The organism is Paraburkholderia aspalathi, assembly GCF_905220735.1.
GTDB lineage: Bacteria > Pseudomonadota > Gammaproteobacteria > Burkholderiales > Burkholderiaceae > Paraburkholderia > Paraburkholderia aspalathi.
Genome location: NZ_CAJNBA010000001.1, coordinates 262,020 through 278,315 on the forward strand (window position 1 = coordinate 262,020; position 16,296 = coordinate 278,315).

At 62.8% G+C, this 16,296-nt stretch carries 14 protein-coding genes; all 14 read right to left on the minus strand.

Features of this window, described 5'->3' with window-relative positions; all coding sequences use genetic code 11:
* Positions 1-21 precede the first annotated feature (21 nt).
* The 14 genes from purF to leuD all read right to left on the minus strand — a co-directional run bounded on the left by purF (position 22) and on the right by leuD (position 16,219).
* Entirely contained in the window at positions 22-1,569 is a 1,548-nt protein-coding gene (gene purF, locus KHO30_RS01100; protein WP_093634948.1) for an amidophosphoribosyltransferase, read from the minus strand.
* Between the two features lie 134 nt (positions 1,570-1,703).
* Positions 1,704-2,198 carry a CvpA family protein gene (locus KHO30_RS01105; RefSeq protein ID WP_211699791.1) on the minus strand — a complete coding sequence of 165 codons (495 nt, stop codon included), beginning with the start codon at positions 2,196-2,198 and terminating at the stop codon, positions 1,704-1,706.
* Between the two features lie 7 nt (positions 2,199-2,205).
* Positions 2,206-3,129: an SPOR domain-containing protein gene (locus KHO30_RS01110; RefSeq protein ID WP_211699792.1), complete on the minus strand. Its 924-nt coding sequence runs from the start codon at positions 3,127-3,129 to the stop codon at positions 2,206-2,208.
* Positions 3,130-3,158: 29 nt separating this feature from the next.
* The gene (gene folC, locus KHO30_RS01115) at positions 3,159-4,469 is read right to left on the minus strand and encodes a bifunctional tetrahydrofolate synthase/dihydrofolate synthase (RefSeq protein WP_211699793.1); all 1,311 of its coding nucleotides are present in this window, start codon (positions 4,467-4,469) and stop codon (positions 3,159-3,161) included.
* A 148-nt stretch (positions 4,470-4,617) separates the two neighbouring features.
* Positions 4,618-5,490: an acetyl-CoA carboxylase, carboxyltransferase subunit beta gene (gene accD / locus KHO30_RS01120; protein WP_093634944.1), complete on the minus strand. Its 873-nt coding sequence runs from the start codon at positions 5,488-5,490 to the stop codon at positions 4,618-4,620.
* A gap of 81 nt (positions 5,491-5,571) precedes the next feature.
* The gene (trpA, locus tag KHO30_RS01125) at positions 5,572-6,384 is read right to left on the minus strand and encodes a tryptophan synthase subunit alpha (RefSeq protein WP_093634943.1); all 813 of its coding nucleotides are present in this window, start codon (positions 6,382-6,384) and stop codon (positions 5,572-5,574) included.
* 33 nt (positions 6,385-6,417) lie between these two features.
* Positions 6,418-7,335 carry a DNA-methyltransferase gene (locus KHO30_RS01130; RefSeq protein ID WP_200617432.1) on the minus strand — a complete coding sequence of 306 codons (918 nt, stop codon included), beginning with the start codon at positions 7,333-7,335 and terminating at the stop codon, positions 6,418-6,420.
* 11 nt (positions 7,336-7,346) lie between these two features.
* The gene (trpB, locus tag KHO30_RS01135; protein WP_093634941.1) at positions 7,347-8,540 is read right to left on the minus strand and encodes a tryptophan synthase subunit beta; all 1,194 of its coding nucleotides are present in this window, start codon (positions 8,538-8,540) and stop codon (positions 7,347-7,349) included.
* A gap of 60 nt (positions 8,541-8,600) precedes the next feature.
* Entirely contained in the window at positions 8,601-9,314 is a 714-nt protein-coding gene (locus KHO30_RS01140) for a phosphoribosylanthranilate isomerase (protein WP_054034795.1), read from the minus strand.
* On the minus strand, positions 9,311-10,123 hold the full coding sequence (truA, locus tag KHO30_RS01145) for a tRNA pseudouridine(38-40) synthase TruA (protein ID WP_211699794.1): 813 nt from the start codon (positions 10,121-10,123) through the stop codon (positions 9,311-9,313). Before truA ends, KHO30_RS01140 begins: the two co-directional genes overlap by 4 nt.
* On the minus strand, positions 10,120-12,756 hold the full coding sequence (locus KHO30_RS01150) for a motility hub landmark protein FimV (RefSeq protein WP_425312886.1): 2,637 nt from the start codon (positions 12,754-12,756) through the stop codon (positions 10,120-10,122). The genes truA and KHO30_RS01150 overlap by 4 nt, the downstream gene beginning before the upstream one ends.
* A 169-nt stretch (positions 12,757-12,925) precedes the next feature.
* Entirely contained in the window at positions 12,926-14,047 is a 1,122-nt protein-coding gene (gene asd / locus KHO30_RS01155; RefSeq protein ID WP_027805102.1) for an aspartate-semialdehyde dehydrogenase, read from the minus strand.
* A 370-nt stretch (positions 14,048-14,417) separates the two neighbouring features.
* A complete protein-coding gene (leuB, locus tag KHO30_RS01160; protein WP_211699796.1) occupies positions 14,418-15,485 on the minus strand; it encodes a 3-isopropylmalate dehydrogenase in 1,068 nt (355 codons plus the stop codon).
* An 80-nt stretch (positions 15,486-15,565) separates the two neighbouring features.
* Entirely contained in the window at positions 15,566-16,219 is a 654-nt protein-coding gene (gene leuD / locus KHO30_RS01165; protein WP_154557949.1) for a 3-isopropylmalate dehydratase small subunit, read from the minus strand.
* Positions 16,220-16,296: the final 77 nt, after the last annotated feature.

Here is a 16,296-nt window from a genome sequence, read left to right on the forward strand (position 1 = left end):
AGCGCCATCACTCAACCGCACTCAACCAACCGACAACTGCAGATGCAGTTGCGAACGCGACGGGCCGCCCTCGGCCGCTTCGCTCGCGGCGTCGCGATCCGATTGCGAGGACGGTGCGAGGCGCGCGGTTTCGATGCGGTCGAGGTACTCGGTGGTCACATCGCCCGTGACGTAGTTGCCGTCGAAGCACGAGGCTTCGAATTCCTTCAGCGCCGGGTTGATATCGCGCACTGCCTGCTTCAGGGCGTCGACGTCCTGATAAACGAGATAGTCCGCGCCGATCATGCGGGCGACTTCATCGTCCGTGCGGCCATGCGCGACGAGTTCGCCGCGCGTAGGCATGTCGATACCGTAGACGTTCGGGTACTTCACCGGCGGCGCCGCCGAAGCGAAGATCACCTTGTTCGCGCCGGCGTCGCGCGCCATCTGCACGATTTCGTGCGAGGTCGTGCCGCGCACGATCGAGTCGTCGACGATCAGCACGTTCTTGCCCTTGAACTCGATGCCCATGGCGTTCAGCTTCTGACGCACCGACTTCTTGCGCATCGCCTGGCCCGGCATGATGAAGGTGCGGCCCACGTAGCGGTTCTTGAAGAAGCCTTCGCGATACTCCACACCCAGCTTCTTCGCGACCTGCATCGCGGCCGGACGGGACGAATCGGGAATCGGCATCACGACGTCGATCTCGACGTCGGGCAATTCACGCTTGATCTTCTCGGCGAGGTAATCGCCCATGCGCAGACGCACGTTGTAGACCGGCACGCCGTCGAGCACCGAGTCCGGACGCGCGAGGTACACGAGTTCGAAAATACACGGGTTCAGGCTCGGATTCGTTGCGCATTGCTGCGAGTGCAAATTGCCTTCGAGGTCGATGAAAATTGCCTCACCCGGTGCGATATCGCGCACAAATTCGAAACCGATACCTTCGATCGCGACCGACTCCGACGCCAGTATCCACTCGACGCCTTCCGGCGTTTCCTGCTTGCCGAGACACAGCGGGCGAATGCCGAACGGGTCACGGAAGCCGAGCAAGCCGTAGCCGGCAATCAGCGACACGATCGCGTACGAACCCCGCACCCGGCGATGCACGCCCGACACCGCCTTGAACAGCGCCGCCGGATCGAGTTGCAGACTCGAACTGGAGAGCTGCAATTCGTGCGCGAGCACGTTGAGCATGACTTCGGTGTCGGAATTGGTATTGATGTGGCGGCGATCGATGCGGAACATCTCATCTTTCAGTTGCTGCCAATTGGTCAGATTGCCGTTGTGCGCGAGGATAATGCCGAACGGCGCGTTCACGTAGAACGGCTGGGCTTCTTCTTCGCTCGATGCAGAACCGGCGGTGGGATAACGGACCTGGCCGATACCGGTGGTGCCGGGCAGGCTGCGCATGTTGCGCGTGCGGAACACGTCGCGCACCATGCCGTTAGCCTTGTGCATGTGGAAATTGCTGCCGTTCGCTGTCGCGATGCCGGCGGCGTCCTGACCGCGGTGCTGCAGAAGCAGCAGGCTGTCATAGATCAGCTGATTGACCGGAGAATGGGAAACTACGCCTACGATGCCGCACATGGCATGTCCTTCAAAGGTACGAAATTCGTAACGGCGGCCGGTGCCTGCGATGCTGCGCGAGGGTACGCGACTACGTAGAGGCAACCGGATTGCGCCGGAGTCCTGCTGCGTTCCTCTAACCGTTCACCTGATCGTCACACGCGGACGTAGGCAGCGAGCGTCTCGGGAAGCAGCGGTTTCATTACGTGCACGCCCTCGACCGCATAGGGCCGAAGCAAGGCGTTGCGCCAGAATTCCTGTTGGGGCAGTTCGGTCAAGCCTGCAAGGGCGACCAGAACCAGCACCAGAACGACCCCGCGCACGAGGCCGAACATCAAACCGAGCGAGCGGTCCACGCCACTCAAGCCGCTCGCCTGCACGATGCGGCTCAGCAACGCGTTCAGCACGCTTGCGACCAGCACCACGCCGATCGCCACCAGCACGAACGCCAGAAGCCACTGGGTCAGCGCGCCGCCCGGCCACGTGGCAGGGATAAACGGCACGACATAACCAACAAAGCGGCAAGCAATGAAAAACGCCGCGATCCAGCCGATCAGCCCGAATATCTCGGACAAAAAGCCGCGCCATGTGCCGCGCAAGGCCGACAAACCGATCACCGCCATTACAGCGTAGTCGAAGGCAGTGAACATCGCTCGCTTACTGTGCAGCGCCGCTGTTCGCGCCCGACGTCAAGCCGGCCTCACGAACCTTCGCAATCGCGGCGCTCGCCGCTGCACGATCGGCGAACGGACCAGCACGCAATAGCGTGAGCGTGGAGCCGTCGGCCTGCTTCCGATGTTCGGTATATGCGGGCACCCCGGCCGCTTTCAACTTGGTAGCCCAAGTACGGGCATTGGCGTCGTTCGCAAATGCACCCAACTGGACGGCGAAACGGCTGCCAGGCGGCGATGCCGGCGTACCGGAATTGGCGTCCGCGCTGGCGGCGGCCGTGTTCGCGCTGTCTTCGCTCGTGGCCGGCGTTTTCGCCGCGCTTTGCGTGGCGGGTGCTTTGGCCGGTTTGGCAGGCGTTTGCGCTACAGGCGCTGCAGGTGCCGTATTGGCGGCAACGGCGGCGGGCGCTTGCGGCTTCGCAGCCGGTTTGGCAGCGGCGGGCGCTGCGCTCGTTGCAGCGCTCTGCTGTTTCGCGGCGCCGGACTGGCCTTGCGTGGCTGCCGTTGTCGGCGCAAGGCCGGAAGCGGCGAGTGCCGCGTCAGGCGCCGGGTTATCCGGTGCTACGCCGGCTTGCGTGTCTTCGTCGGTCTTGGTAGCAACCTTCGGCGCAGGGCGGCTTGGAATGTCGATTGAGATATCGTCCGTGACAGGCTTTGGATGCGAATCCAACACCATGGGCAGGATCACCACCGCTGCGACGACCAGCGCGACCGCGCCGACGAGTCTGCGCCGCGCACGCTGCTTTTCAGGCAACGTAGGGTCGAGCAGCATCGCATCGGCATCCACGGTGCGCTCCGTGCGGCGGGTTCGCCGCTCCACGCGCTCGCCACGGGCGGCCCGGGTGGAACTGGTGTTTGCGCCGCGCCGGCTGGGCGCGTCGTCTTTCTTGCCGAACGAGAAAATTCCCATGAATCGCTTGGTTCGAGCCTGGCGCCCGTTCAGTGTTGCTGCGATTTACGGTAGGCCATTACGCCTGCTACCGTATAGAAACTGCCGAAAACCACGATTCTATCATTCTCTGACGCTCGTTTTAGCGCGTCTTGGAAAGCGTCTGCCGGTGTTGCGTAACGCGTCACGCTGCTGTCATTGCCGTCGCTCACGCCCTGCTCGCGCAAAGCCGCTTCGAGTTCTTCCGCCGAAGCCGCACGCGGGGTCGGCAGATCGGTCACGCACCAGTGGTCGATTTCGCCCTTCAGGTGTGTCAACACGCCGGCAATATCCTTGTCGCGCATCGCGCCGAATACGGCGTAGGTGTACGGGAAAAAGCCCATGTTGCCCAGGTTTTGCGACAGCACTGCGGCGGCGTGCGGGTTATGGCCGACGTCGAGCACGATGGCCGGCTTGCCGGGCAGCACCTGGAAGCGTCCCGGCAATTCGACGTTAGCCAGACCAAGCCGAATGTCCTGCGCCGAGACCGGTAGACGGTCGCGCAGCGCTTCAAGACCGGCCAGCGCCGCCGACGTGTTGATCAGCTGATTCGCGCCGCGCAATGCCGGATAGGCGAGCGCGGAACGGCGCATGGTCGGGCCCACGTAGCTCCATTGCTGGCGCTCGCTACCGGCCTGCCCTTCGTAGCGGAAATCGCGGCCGAATAGCCACAGTTCGGCGCCGATCTTTTCGGCGTGATCGATCAGGGATTGCGGCGGCACCGGATCGGCGCAGATCGCCGGCTTACCAGGGCGGAAAATGCCGGCTTTTTCGAAGGCGATTTTCTCGCGCGTGTCGCCGAGATACTCGGTGTGATCGATATCGATGCTGGTGATGATCGCGCAGTCCGCGTCGAGGATGTTGACCGCGTCGAGGCGGCCGCCCAGGCCGACTTCGAAGATCACCGCGTCCAATCCGCGCGAGGCGAACAGGCTCATGATCGCGAGCGTCGTGAATTCGAAGTAGGTCAGTGTGATCGGTTCGGCAAGGCTCAGGCGCGCGGCTTCGACGGCTTCGAAATGCGGCAGCAGGTCTGCGTCGCTCGCCATTTCGCCGTTCACGCGCGCCCGTTCGTTGAAAGTCAACAAGTGCGGCGACGTGTGGCAGCCAACCGTAAAGCCCGCGCGCAGCAAAATCGATTCGAGAATCGCGCAGGTCGAACCCTTGCCGTTCGTGCCGCCGACCGTGATGATCGGGCACGCGAACGACAACTCCATTGCGTCACGTACCTGCGAGATGCGTCCCAATCCCATGTCGATGCCGACAGGATGCGCGGATTCAAGGTGCGTGAGCCACGCGTCGAGGGTGGGGAATGTGGTCATCGAGCGAATCTTTGCTGCGTTGCGAGATCGTGATTATCCCGGAAATGACAGCGCGCCGCTTGATGACTCTCGCGGCGCGCTATTTTTTTACTGCTTTTCTTGTGGGCGCGGCGCCCTTTCAGGCATGGCCCCGTATTGATGCGTAGGCTTACGCGACTGCGTCAGCTGGCTGATGGCTCAAGAGCGCCATCAATTGCGCGATTTCTTCACGCAGCTTGCGACGGTCGACGATCATGTCGACCGCGCCTTTCGTCAGCAGGAACTCGGCGCGTTGGAAGCCTTCCGGTAGCTTTTCGCGCACGGTTTGTTCGATCACGCGCGGGCCGGCAAAGCCGATCAGCGCCTTCGGCTCGGCGATCACCACATCGCCCAGGAACGCGAAACTTGCCGACACGCCGCCCATGGTCGGATCGGTCAGCACGGAAATGAACGGCAGCTTGGCTTCGGCGAGCTTGGTCAGCATGGCCGTGGTTTTCGCCATTTGCATCAGCGAAAGCAGGCTTTCCTGCATCCGCGCGCCGCCCGAGGCGGTGAAGCAGATAAACGGCACCTTCTGTTCGAGCGCGTTCTGCGCACCGCGCACAAAACGCTCACCGACCACCGAACCCATCGAGCCGCCCATGAACGAGAACTCGAAGCACGCGACCACCACCGGCAGCGTGTGGATGGCGCCACCCATCACGACCATCGCGTCGGTTTCGTCGGTGTCGTCCATCGCCTCTTTCAGGCGATCCGGGTACTTGCGGCTGTCTTTGAACTTGAGCGCGTCGACCGGGACGATTTCCTGGCCGATTTCGTAGCGGCCTTCCGGATCGAGCAGGCCGTCGAGCCGCTCACGCGCGCCGATGCGCATGTGATGGTCGCACTTCGGGCAAACGTGCAGATTGGCCTCGACGTCATTGCGGTACAGCACGGCTTCGCACGACGGGCACTTGATCCACAGGCCTTCCGGAATCCCCTTGCGGTTCTTCGGGTCGGTTTGTTTGATTTTCGGCGGCAGCAGCTTATCGAGCCAGCTCATATTGAATCCCTCTGGGTCAACCGGTTGCGCAAACGGCGGGACGAACCCGCCGCTCACACTACAGGAGACAAAAAATAACTGTTATCGGGCAGTCGCGACGCTATCGAGCGCCTCGCGCACTTCGGCAATGAAGCGCGTCAGCGTCTCGGCGGCGGCTTCGGGCGCCGCTTGTTCGAGCAATTGCACGATACGGCTGCCGATCACGACGGCATCAGACACTTCGGCCACCGAACGCGCCGTTTGCGCGTCACGGATGCCAAAACCGACGCCCACCGGCAGGGGTACGCGCGACTTGATGGCCGGGATTTTACTCGCGATGCTGGAAACGTCCAGATTTGCCGCGCCGGTCACACCTTTCAGCGACACATAATAGACGTAACCGCTGGCGATTTTGCCGACTTCCGCGATGCGCTCATCCGTGGAGGTGGGCGCCAGCAAAAAGATCGGATCGATGCCGGCAGATCGCATCTGTTCGGCGAAATTAACGCACTCTTCCGGCGGGTAGTCGACAACCAGCACGCCGTCCACACCGGCTTCTTTCGCCGCTTTCGCGAACGCTTCGGTGCCCATGCGTTCGATCGGATTGGCGTAGCCCATCAGCACCACCGGCGTCTTGTCGTCGGTTTCGCGGAAGCGCTTCACGTCGGCCAGCACGTGGCGCAGCGACACGCCATGCGCCAGCGCGCGTTCGGACGACTGCTGGATCACCGGGCCATCGGCCATCGGGTCGGAAAAGGGTACGCCGAGTTCGATCACATCGGCGCCGCCGGCGGCGAGCGCGTGCATGAATTCGACCGTGCGCGCCGGATCCGGGTCACCGGCCGTCATGAACGGAATCAGGCCTTTCTTACCCTGGGCGGACAACGCGGCAAACGTGTTCTTGATACGGGACATGGAATATTCTCGGATTTTTAAGCTACTGCGCGCTCATTGCGTCTCGGTTTGCTGCTCGACTTTGGCCGCATTCTTGCGGGTTTTGCGAGCGGCAGTGGGCGCCGACGCGGCCGCGCTAACGCGTTCGCGCGCTATCGCGCAGTAACTTTCATTGATCTCATAGCCGACGAATTCGCGCTGCTGCCGAGCGCAAGCGACTGCGGTGGTGCCGCTGCCCATGAACGGGTCGAGCACGCGCCCGCCCTTCGGACAACTTGCCAGCACCATCCGCTCGACAATTTCCAGAGGCTTCTGGGTCGGGTGATCGACGCGCTCGGCGTGTTGCCGATGCAGCCGCGATACCGACCAGACATCCTTCGGATTATAGCCAAGCTCCAGCCACTTACTGCCTTCGAACAATTTACGCGAACGCGCCTTCTTCGTGACGGCATCGTACGGGATGCGGACGGGATCGAGATCGAAAAAATAATCTTTCGACACCGCGAAAAAGCCGATGTTGTCGTGCACCGAGGTGAACCGGCGAACCGTTCCACCCATGCTCGGCACACGCCGGTCCCAGATGATTTCGTTGATCATCGTGAGTTTTGTCTTCAGGAAGCTGAAGATTTCCGGCGCGTACTGCCAGGTGCAGAAGATGTACAGCGAACCCGACGGCTTGAGCTTCGGAATAGCCAGCTCGAGCCAGCCACGCGTCCATGCGAGGAAATCCTCGCCGGAGCGCATGTCGGAATCGTTGCCATAATCCTTGCCGAGCCCATAAGGCGGATCGCACAGGATCAGGTCGATCGACCCGTCGGGGATGTTCGCTACATCGGTCAGAAAATCGCGGTTCAACAGCCGGATGCCGGCGGGCACCTGCGCTAACAAGGGTGCAGGCGCCTCGGCCGCCACTACCTCGGCGGCCGGGCTGGTTTCAAGCGCCGGTTGCGGCTCGTCGAACTCGTCGCGCATCGTCGCGGCGCTCAGAACTGAATGCCCGATCGCTCAGCGACCGTATGCATGTCCTTGTCGCCGCGGCCCGACAGATTGACCAGAAGGACCTTGTCCTTCGGCAGCGTCGGCGCGAGCTTCGCGGCGTAGGCCAGCGCATGGCTGGACTCCAGCGCCGGAATAATGCCTTCGATGCGGCAGCAATCGTGGAACGCCTTGAGCGCTTCTTCGTCGGTGATGCTGACATATTGCGCGCGATTGCTGTCTTTTAGCCACGCGTGCTCGGGGCCGACACCCGGATAGTCCAGACCGGCCGAGATCGAATGGGTTTCGATGATCTGACCGTTCTCGTCTTGCAGGAGATACGTGCGGTTACCGTGCAGCACGCCCGGCGTGCCGGCGATCAGCGAGGCTGCGTGCCGACCGGTTTCGATGCCGTCACCCGCTGGCTCGACGCCGATCAGCTGCACCGAAGTGTCGTCAATGTACGGGTAAAAGATACCCATCGCGTTCGAACCACCGCCAACGCACGCAATCACGGCGTCCGGCTGGCGGCCGACCAGTTCGGGCATCTGCACCTTGCACTCGTCGCCGATCACGCGCTGGAAGTCGCGCACCATCATCGGATACGGATGCGGTCCCGCCACCGTGCCGATAATGTAGAACGTGTTTTCGACGTTAGTCACCCAGTCGCGCATCGCTTCGTTTAGCGCGTCTTTCAACGTGCGCGAGCCGGACGTCACGGGCACGACGGTCGCGCCGAGCAGCTTCATCCGGTAGACGTTGGCCGCCTGGCGGCGCACGTCTTCTTCGCCCATGTAGACCACGCATTCCATGCCGAAGCGCGCCGCGATGGTCGCGGCCGCCACGCCGTGCTGACCCGCGCCGGTTTCCGCGATCACGCGCGGCTTGCCCATGCGCTTTGCGAGCAGCGCCTGGCCGATCACGTTATTGATCTTGTGAGCGCCGGTGTGATTCAGGTCTTCACGCTTGAGAAAAACCTGCGCGCCGCCGAGCATTTCGCTCCAGCGTTGTGCGTGATAAATGGGGGACGGACGACCCACGAAATGCTTCAATTCGCGCTCGTATTCGGCGACGAATTCCGGGTCTTTTTGAAATTTCTCATACGCGGCACGCAGTTCGTCGAGTGCGTGAACCAGCGTTTCAGCGACGAACACGCCGCCATACTGGCCGAAATGGCCTCTTTCGTCAGGCAAGTTATACATGGTGATCACTCTTCTCAGTGTGGCGCACGGCTTTCATATGAGAAAACCGCGCCGCCTGAATCATTCAGCGTCCGCTGCGCGCACTGCGCGTACGAACGCCGCCATCCGGGCGTGATCTTTCACGCCCTTGGCGCCCGGCACTTCGATGCCGCTCGAGACATCGACCGCGTACGGGCGCACGCGATGGATCGCATCACTGACGTTTTGCGCGTTCAACCCACCACTCAAAACGGCCCGACGCGCGAGCTCTGCTGGAATAAGTGACCAATCGAAAACCTTCCCGCCGCCGCCATAGCCTTCGACATGGGTGTCGAACAGAAGGCCGCTGGCTGCTGAATAGTTAAGCGCTGATTTTACCAAATCTGCCGGTTGAGTATCCGCCGCGACTCGCAAAGCGCGCAACCAAGGCAAACCCGCAACGCTGGCGAGGGATTCGCACTGCTCCGCGGTTTCGTCGCCGTGGAACTGCAGCAGCGTCAGCCCGACATTGCTGGCAACTTCGCGGATCCAGTCCGGCGTTGCGTTCACGAACAAGCCGACTACCGATATGAACGGCGGCACGTCATGCACCAGCTCGACGGCTTGCGCGACGCTCACCGAACGCGGGCTCGGCGGGTAGAACACAAGGCCGATCGCGTCGGCACCGAGGTCGATCGCCAGTGACACGTCTTCCGGCTTCGACAGGCCGCACAACTTGATGCGCGTGCGATGCGGCGCGGCATGCTGCTGCGCGCCGGCGTTTGCTTCGGCTGCCAGATTTTCAGTTGATTTCATGTTTGCGCTTGCTCGGTCCATACGGTACTCCACGGCACGCTGCCGGTCTGCGGCGCGGGCACGGCGAATTGCTCAGGATAGCCCACCTGCGCCAGGTACAGGCCGTCAGGCATGAAGGTCGGCGCGGCACAGTCGCGATCGCGGCTGGCGAGAACCTCGACCATCCATTCGGCCGGATGGCGTCCCCGGCCGATATCGACGAGACAGCCCATCAGGTTACGCACCATGTGATGCAGGAATGCGTTCGCCCGAAAGCGGAAATGAATGAAGTCGCCCTGTTGCCGCGCGTCGATCTGGTACAGATGTTTGACCGGCGTTTTCGCCTGGCATTGTGACGAACGGAATGCCGAAAAATCGTGTTCGCCGATCAGATGGGCCGCGGCGGCCCGCATGGCCTCGACGTCGAGCGGCGTGTGTACCCAGCCGGCTCGCGTATCCTGCATTGGCGAGCGGAACGGATGGACGTACAGGACGTAGTAATAGGTCCGTTCGAACGCCGAAAAACGCGCGTGGAATTCGTCGGGCATCGGCTTGGCCCACTGCACGGCAATCGTCTTCGGCAGGAAGGCGTTGGTGCCGCGAATCCACGAAAAGTCAGTGCGATCGAGTTCGGTATCGAAATGCACGACCTGACCGAGGCCGTGCACGCCAGTATCCGTGCGCCCAGCCACAACGGTTTGCACAGGCGTTTGCGCGAACTCGCGCAACGCCCGTTCGAGCTCGTCCTGCACAGTCTTGCCGTGCGGCTGCGACTGCCAGCCGCAGAATGCCGAGCCGTCGTACTGGACGCCTAACGCAATACGCTTCACGACAAAGGCGCGAGCGTCGAGAGCAGCGCGCGAGCCTCGGTGCGCGTGGCCGGATCGTTCGCTTCGATCACTTCGTTGATGAGCGTGCGCGCGCCGGACAGATCACCGAGGTCGATATATTCGGCGGCCAGATCGAGCTTGTTGCGGGCGATGCGGCTGAGATCCGCTCGCGTGAAAACCGGCAACGGCTGAGCTGGGCTCGGCGGCAGCTCCAGGTCGAAATCGAGCTTCAGCGCGCCGAAGCCGGCCGCACCAAGGCCCGCGACGGCTGCATGGCCTGCGGTGCCGGCGGCGATTTCGTCAGCGACATGCGGGAAGTCGTCCGGATCGTGCGGCGCCACGGCTTGTTGCGCCGTGATTTCCGGGGAGGCAATCGGTGGTATCGCAAGCGATCCGGGTACGCTCACCGCTTCGTCGTCGGTCGATTCGACGCGCGGCGGCAATGGCATGTTGAGACTGCTGAATGCGTCGAGGGCATCGCGCGGGAACTCGGTTGGCACGGATAGCGCGGGCTGAACTGGCGTGATGGGTGCCGGTTCGAAATTTGGTGCGCCGTCGGGCGTCGCGGGTTCGGCGTGCTGATTTGACTGCGGTTGTGGTTCGTAGGACGGTTGGTGCGTCGGTTCGACGTGGGCTGCGTCCTGTTGGGCCGCGGGTACTGCCGACACTGAAGTATCGGGCGCCAGCGTCTCGCCGTGCGGCTGACCGAACTGCGAAGTCGTGTGCGGTTCGGCCTGCTGCCGCGTGAAGTCGATAACCGGGGGCGGGGTGTCCTGATGGCTCCACGACTCTGCAAGCGGCTCATTCGTCGGCTCTGCCAACGGCGTGGCCGGCGCGCTCGATGCCGGCTCGTCGTCCCATTGCAGACGGTGCGGAGGCACCTCTTGCTGGAAGCTCTCGTCGATCGGTTCAAGCGGCGTCAGCGGCAATGCTTCGGCACCGAGTTCCGCGGCCGCTGCGAGGCTCGCAGCCGTGGTCGCCCCGTCGAGGTTTTCGTGATGGGCCGAGGGAAGAGGTTCGGTGTCCGGGCTCGGTTGCGTAGCTTCGAACGGCGCGGGTGTCGGGTGGATTTCCTGCGATGCGTGTTGGAACGCGTCGTGGTCTTGTGCGGGCAAGCCTGTGAGCGGTTGGTGAGCAGCGGCTTCGTGTTCTGCTGCGGCGCGTTGCGCCGCGTCATGATCTTCTGCCGCACGCGCAGCCGCAGCTTTGTCTGCCTCCGCGCGTTCAGCTTCGGCGCGCTCCGCCGCAGCCTGTGACGCAGCTGCGTGTTCGGCTTCTGCCTTCTCCACCGCAGCGCGTTCCGCTTCTGCACGTTCCGCCGCCTGGCGTTCGGTCGCCGCGCGCTCTGCATTTTCTCGCTCTGCTGCCTCGCGTACCGCGGCTTCACGCGCCGCCGCTTCATCCCCAGCGGTCTCGTGGTCAGTCGGCGCCAATGCCGCTGCATGCCCTGCTGCCGCTTCGCCGCTTACGTCTGACGCTTCGTGCGTCGAATCGACATCCTGCGACGCAGCCGCTCGCGCGGAAGCCGCCGCTGCGTCCTCCGCCAGCGAGGAGCCGCCTGTCGCGGCAACAGCTACGCGCTTACGTCGACCCAGACGCAAAGCGGCCAGCAGCGCGACCAACGCCGCGCCGATCGCCGCCGCGATGCTCAAATTCGTCTGCGAGATGCCGGCGTCGGTCGACGTGGAAACCGGCGCGCTGCCATGACCGGGAACGGCTGCCGCAGACGAAGCGCCGGCGGCCGGTTGCGCACCGTTTGTAGCAGGCGGGACCGGCGCAGCCGGCGTACCACCGATGCCATGTTTCTGCAGTTCCATCAGCACGCGGTTTTTCAGCGCGAGCAATTGCTGCAAGCTCGAAACCTGCGCACGCGGTTGCGATGCCGGTTGTGCGCCGGCCGCCGCTGCGGCTGTGGCAGCCGCCGACGCCCCTTCGGCAGCCTCACTGGCCGAAGGCTGGATCGCGCCCGACCAGACATGTGCGCCGCTGCCCGGCAACACGCCTGCAGCCTGTGAGCCGGCTACGGGGGCTGCGCCGGCCGCTGCCGAGCTACCCGGCGTCGCCGCGCCGGCTTCAGCCGTCGAGCTGACCGTCCCTGAAACCGCAGGCGTGGCAGCCTGAGCCGCAGCGCTTGCCGCGCTCGCTGCCGCGGCGTTGACCTGCGCCACGCCGCTCGCGGCGCCGACAGCAGCACCAACCGCCGCCGCGTCCGGCGCGGAAGCCGCCGCAGCCGTAGCGGCCGATGACGCCGCAGACGCAGACCCCACAACCGGCGCAGAAGCCGCCGGAGCGCCAGTCGCATCCAGTGCCGGGATCGTCAATAGCGCGCCGACGCGCATCCGGCTCGGGTCATGACTCATGAAGGCGTTCGGATTCGCCTCGAACAGCGCGCGCGAAGCGCGTGCGAGCGTCCCCTTGTCGTGCGATTGCGTGACGGCGATCGCCACGTCGTTCAACGACTGCCCGGGCCGCACCGTATATTGGCTCCCGGCGGCGTAAGAAGCGGAAGCGCCCTCGGGCGCGCTCGCGGCGTCTCCCGGCGCTGCCACCGCGCTACCCATACCGGCGCCCGCCAGCGCGAACGCCAAAGCGGCCACGGCCATCAGCCGGCCCATACCTTGATGCATAGACATAGCCCGAAGGGAAGAGAGTCGAAGGTTCATCGGGACTCCAGGCGCGTCAGCGCGCAGCCCTTTTTTGCGGTTGAAAAGAGACAAGATAATCGGAGCACACAATGAAAAAAGCGCCGCGCAAGCGCGACGCTTTTTGAGTTTTCTACGCGTCGTGAGCGCGTAGTTTACTTTACTTGTCGAGCACAATGCGAAGCATGCGACGCAGCGGTTCTGCCGCGCCCCACAGCAGTTGATCGCCGACCGTGAAGGCCGACAGATATTCGCCGCCCATCGCCAGTTTGCGCACACGGCCAACCGGCACAGTCAGCGTGCCCGTGACCACGGCCGGGGACAGATCGCGCATGGATGCTTCGCGTTCGTTCGGCACCACCTTGACCCAGTCGTTACCCGACGCGAGGATGCTGTTCACTTCGTCCAGCGGCACGTCCTTGTTCAGCTTGATGGTCAATGCCTGCGAGTGGCAGCGCATTGCGCCGATCCGCACGCACAGGCCGTCCACAGGGATCGAACCCGGCGTGCCCATTGCCGGCTTGCCGAGGATCTTGTTGGTTTCCGCGCCGCCCTTCCATTCTTCCTTCGACATGCCGTTACCGAGATCCTTGTCGATCCACGGAATCAGCGAGCCGGCGAGCGGCACGCCAAAGTTGTCGGTCGGCATACGGTCGCTGTTCATGGCGCTCAGCACGCGACGGTCGATGTCGAGAATCGCCGACGACGGATCCGCCAAGTCTTCCTTGGCCGCGCCGTACAGCGTGCCCATTTGCTGCAGCAGTTCGCGCATGTTTTGCGCGCCCGCGCCCGAAGCGGCCTGGTACGTCATGGCCGTCATCCAGTCGACGAGGTTTTCGCGGAACAGGCCGCCCAGCGCCATCAGCATCAGGCTGACCGTGCAGTTGCCGCCGATGAAATTCTTCTGGCCCTTGACCAGCGCATTCTTGATCACGTCGAGGTTGACCGGATCGAGAATGATGACCGCGTCATCTTTCATGCGCAGCGACGAGGCCGCGTCGATCCAATAGCCGTTCCAGCCCGCTGCGCGCAGCTTCGGGAACACTTCATTCGTGTAATCGCCGCCCTGGCAGGAGATGATCGCTTCGCACTTCTTCAGGTCTTCGATGCTTGTCGCATCTTTGAGCTTGGTCTCGTTTTTGGCGAACGACGGCGCGTTGCCGCCCGCGTTGCTGGTGCTGAAAAACACCGGTTCGATCAAGTCGAAATCGCCTTCCTGCTGCATACGTTGCATCAGGACGCTGCCGACCATACCGCGCCAACCTACGAGACCTACGTTCATGACTTCATACCCTTCGAATGGAAACTTCCCCGCATCTTTGCCCGCAGTGACCGCGCGGGGAAGATGAGCGGGCACGACGGACGATCAGCGTTTCGTGATCGTTTTCGGGGTAATCGTTTTAATGAGCGCTTTGATGGTAATGGCGAGCTCAACCACACGGGCCGTTTTGCCGTGCAGTTTCGAAATCGAGGAGATTTGAGCCATGTGCGCCATCGCTACAATATACACGAAAACCGGAATCTGGCGACGTGATCGTCTGCCGCTATCGTCCGTATTGCGCGCGAATCGGCCTGTTTCGAGGCCAATTCGCGTTTTAAAGGTCGCTTTGAAGACTGTTTAGCGGCCTAACTACCAAGTGCTTCAAAGCGCCTTACAGCGCGGCGACCACTGCATCGCCCATCGCCACGGTGCCGACCTGCTTGCAACCCGGCGTCAGGATATCGCCCGTGCGGAGGCCTTGCTCCAGCACCCTCTTCACCGCGTTTTCGATGCGATCCGCCTGTTCCGCCTTGTTCAGCGAATAGCGCAGCATCATCGCGGCCGACAGAATCGTTGCCAACGGATTCGCCACGCCCTTGCCGGCGATATCCGGCGCGGAACCGTGCGACGGCTCGTACAAGCCCTTGTTGTTCTTGTCGAGCGATGCCGACGGCAGCATGCCGATCGAGCCCGTCAGCATCGCGGCTTCATCCGACAGAATGTCGCCGAACATGTTGCCGGTCACAACCACGTCGAACGCCTTCGGCGCCTTGACCAGTTGCATCGCCGCGTTGTCCACGTACATGTGCGACAACTCGACGTCAGCGTATTCCTTCGACACGTCGATCATCACGTCGCGCCAGAACTGCGACGTTTCAAGCACGTTGGCCTTATCCACGCTCGTCAGCCTCTTCTGGCGCTTTTGTGCGGCCTGAAACGCGACGTGCGCAATGCGGCGCACTTCGGGTTCCGAATAACGCATCGTGTCGAAACCTTCCTTCGCGCCTTCAAACAGCCCATCCGGCGACGAACGCACGCCGCGCGGCGCGCCGAAGTAGATGTCGCCGTTCAGTTCGCGCACGATCAGGATGTCGAGACCCGAAACGATCTCTTCCTTCAACGAGGAAGCGCCCGTGAGTTGCGGATAGCAGATTGCCGGACGGAAGTTCGCGAACAATTGCAGGTGCTTGCGCAGACCGAGAATCGCCTGCTCCGGACGCAGCGCACGTTCGAGCGAGTCGTACTTCCAGTCGCCAACGGCGCCGAACAGGATCGCATCGGCTTCTTTCGCCAGCGCCAGCGTCGAATCGGGCAGCGGATGGCCCTTCGCTTCGTAACCCGCGCCGCCAACCGGCGCTTCTTCGAGTTCGAACTTTTCGCCCAGCACGTTCAGGACCTTGACGGCTTCCTTGACGATTTCGGGACCGATGCCGTCGCCCGGCAAGACTGCGATCTTCATGCGAGTTTCCTTGATGATTTTCTTCGAGACTTTTCTAAGCGTGAATCAGCGAGCCGGTGGGCTCTCGGGCCTATAAGGCCTTACCCGACGATGCGGTGATTCAGCCACGGCTGCTTCGCGATCCGCTCGGCTTCGAACTGGCGAATCTTGTCAGCATGACGCAGCGTGAGGCCGATATCGTCGAAGCCATTCAGCAGGCAGTACTTGCGGAACGCTGCCACTTCGAACGGATATTCGGCGCTACCGTCCGACGTGCGCACGACTTGCGCTTCCAGGTCGACGGTCAGCTTGAAGCCGTTGAACGCGTACGTTTCGTTGAACAGGTGATCGACTTGCTGTTCGGTCAGCACGATCGGCAGCACGCCGTTCTTGAAGCAGTTGTTGTAGAAAATATCGGCGAAGCTCGGCGCAATGATTGCGCGGAAACCATACTGCTCCAACGCCCACGGTGCGTGCTCACGCGAGCTGCCGCAACCGAAGTTCTTGCGCGCCAACAGCACTGAAGCGCCCTGATAGCGCGGCTGATTCAGCACGAAATCCGGGTTCAGCGGACGCTTCGAGTTGTCTTGACCCGGCTCGCCGTGGTCGAGGTAGCGCCATTCGTCGAACGCGTTCGGACCGAAACCCGTGCGCTTGATCGACTTCAGGAATTGCTTCGGAATGATCGCGTCCGTGTCGACGTTCTCACGATCGAGCGGCGCCACGACGCCGGTGTGTACGATGAATTTATCCATGACGCTTGCGCCTGTTTCGAGACCGGGCGATGCGCGTGACGGCCGGAAAACCGCCCGGCGCATCGCCGGCAAAAATC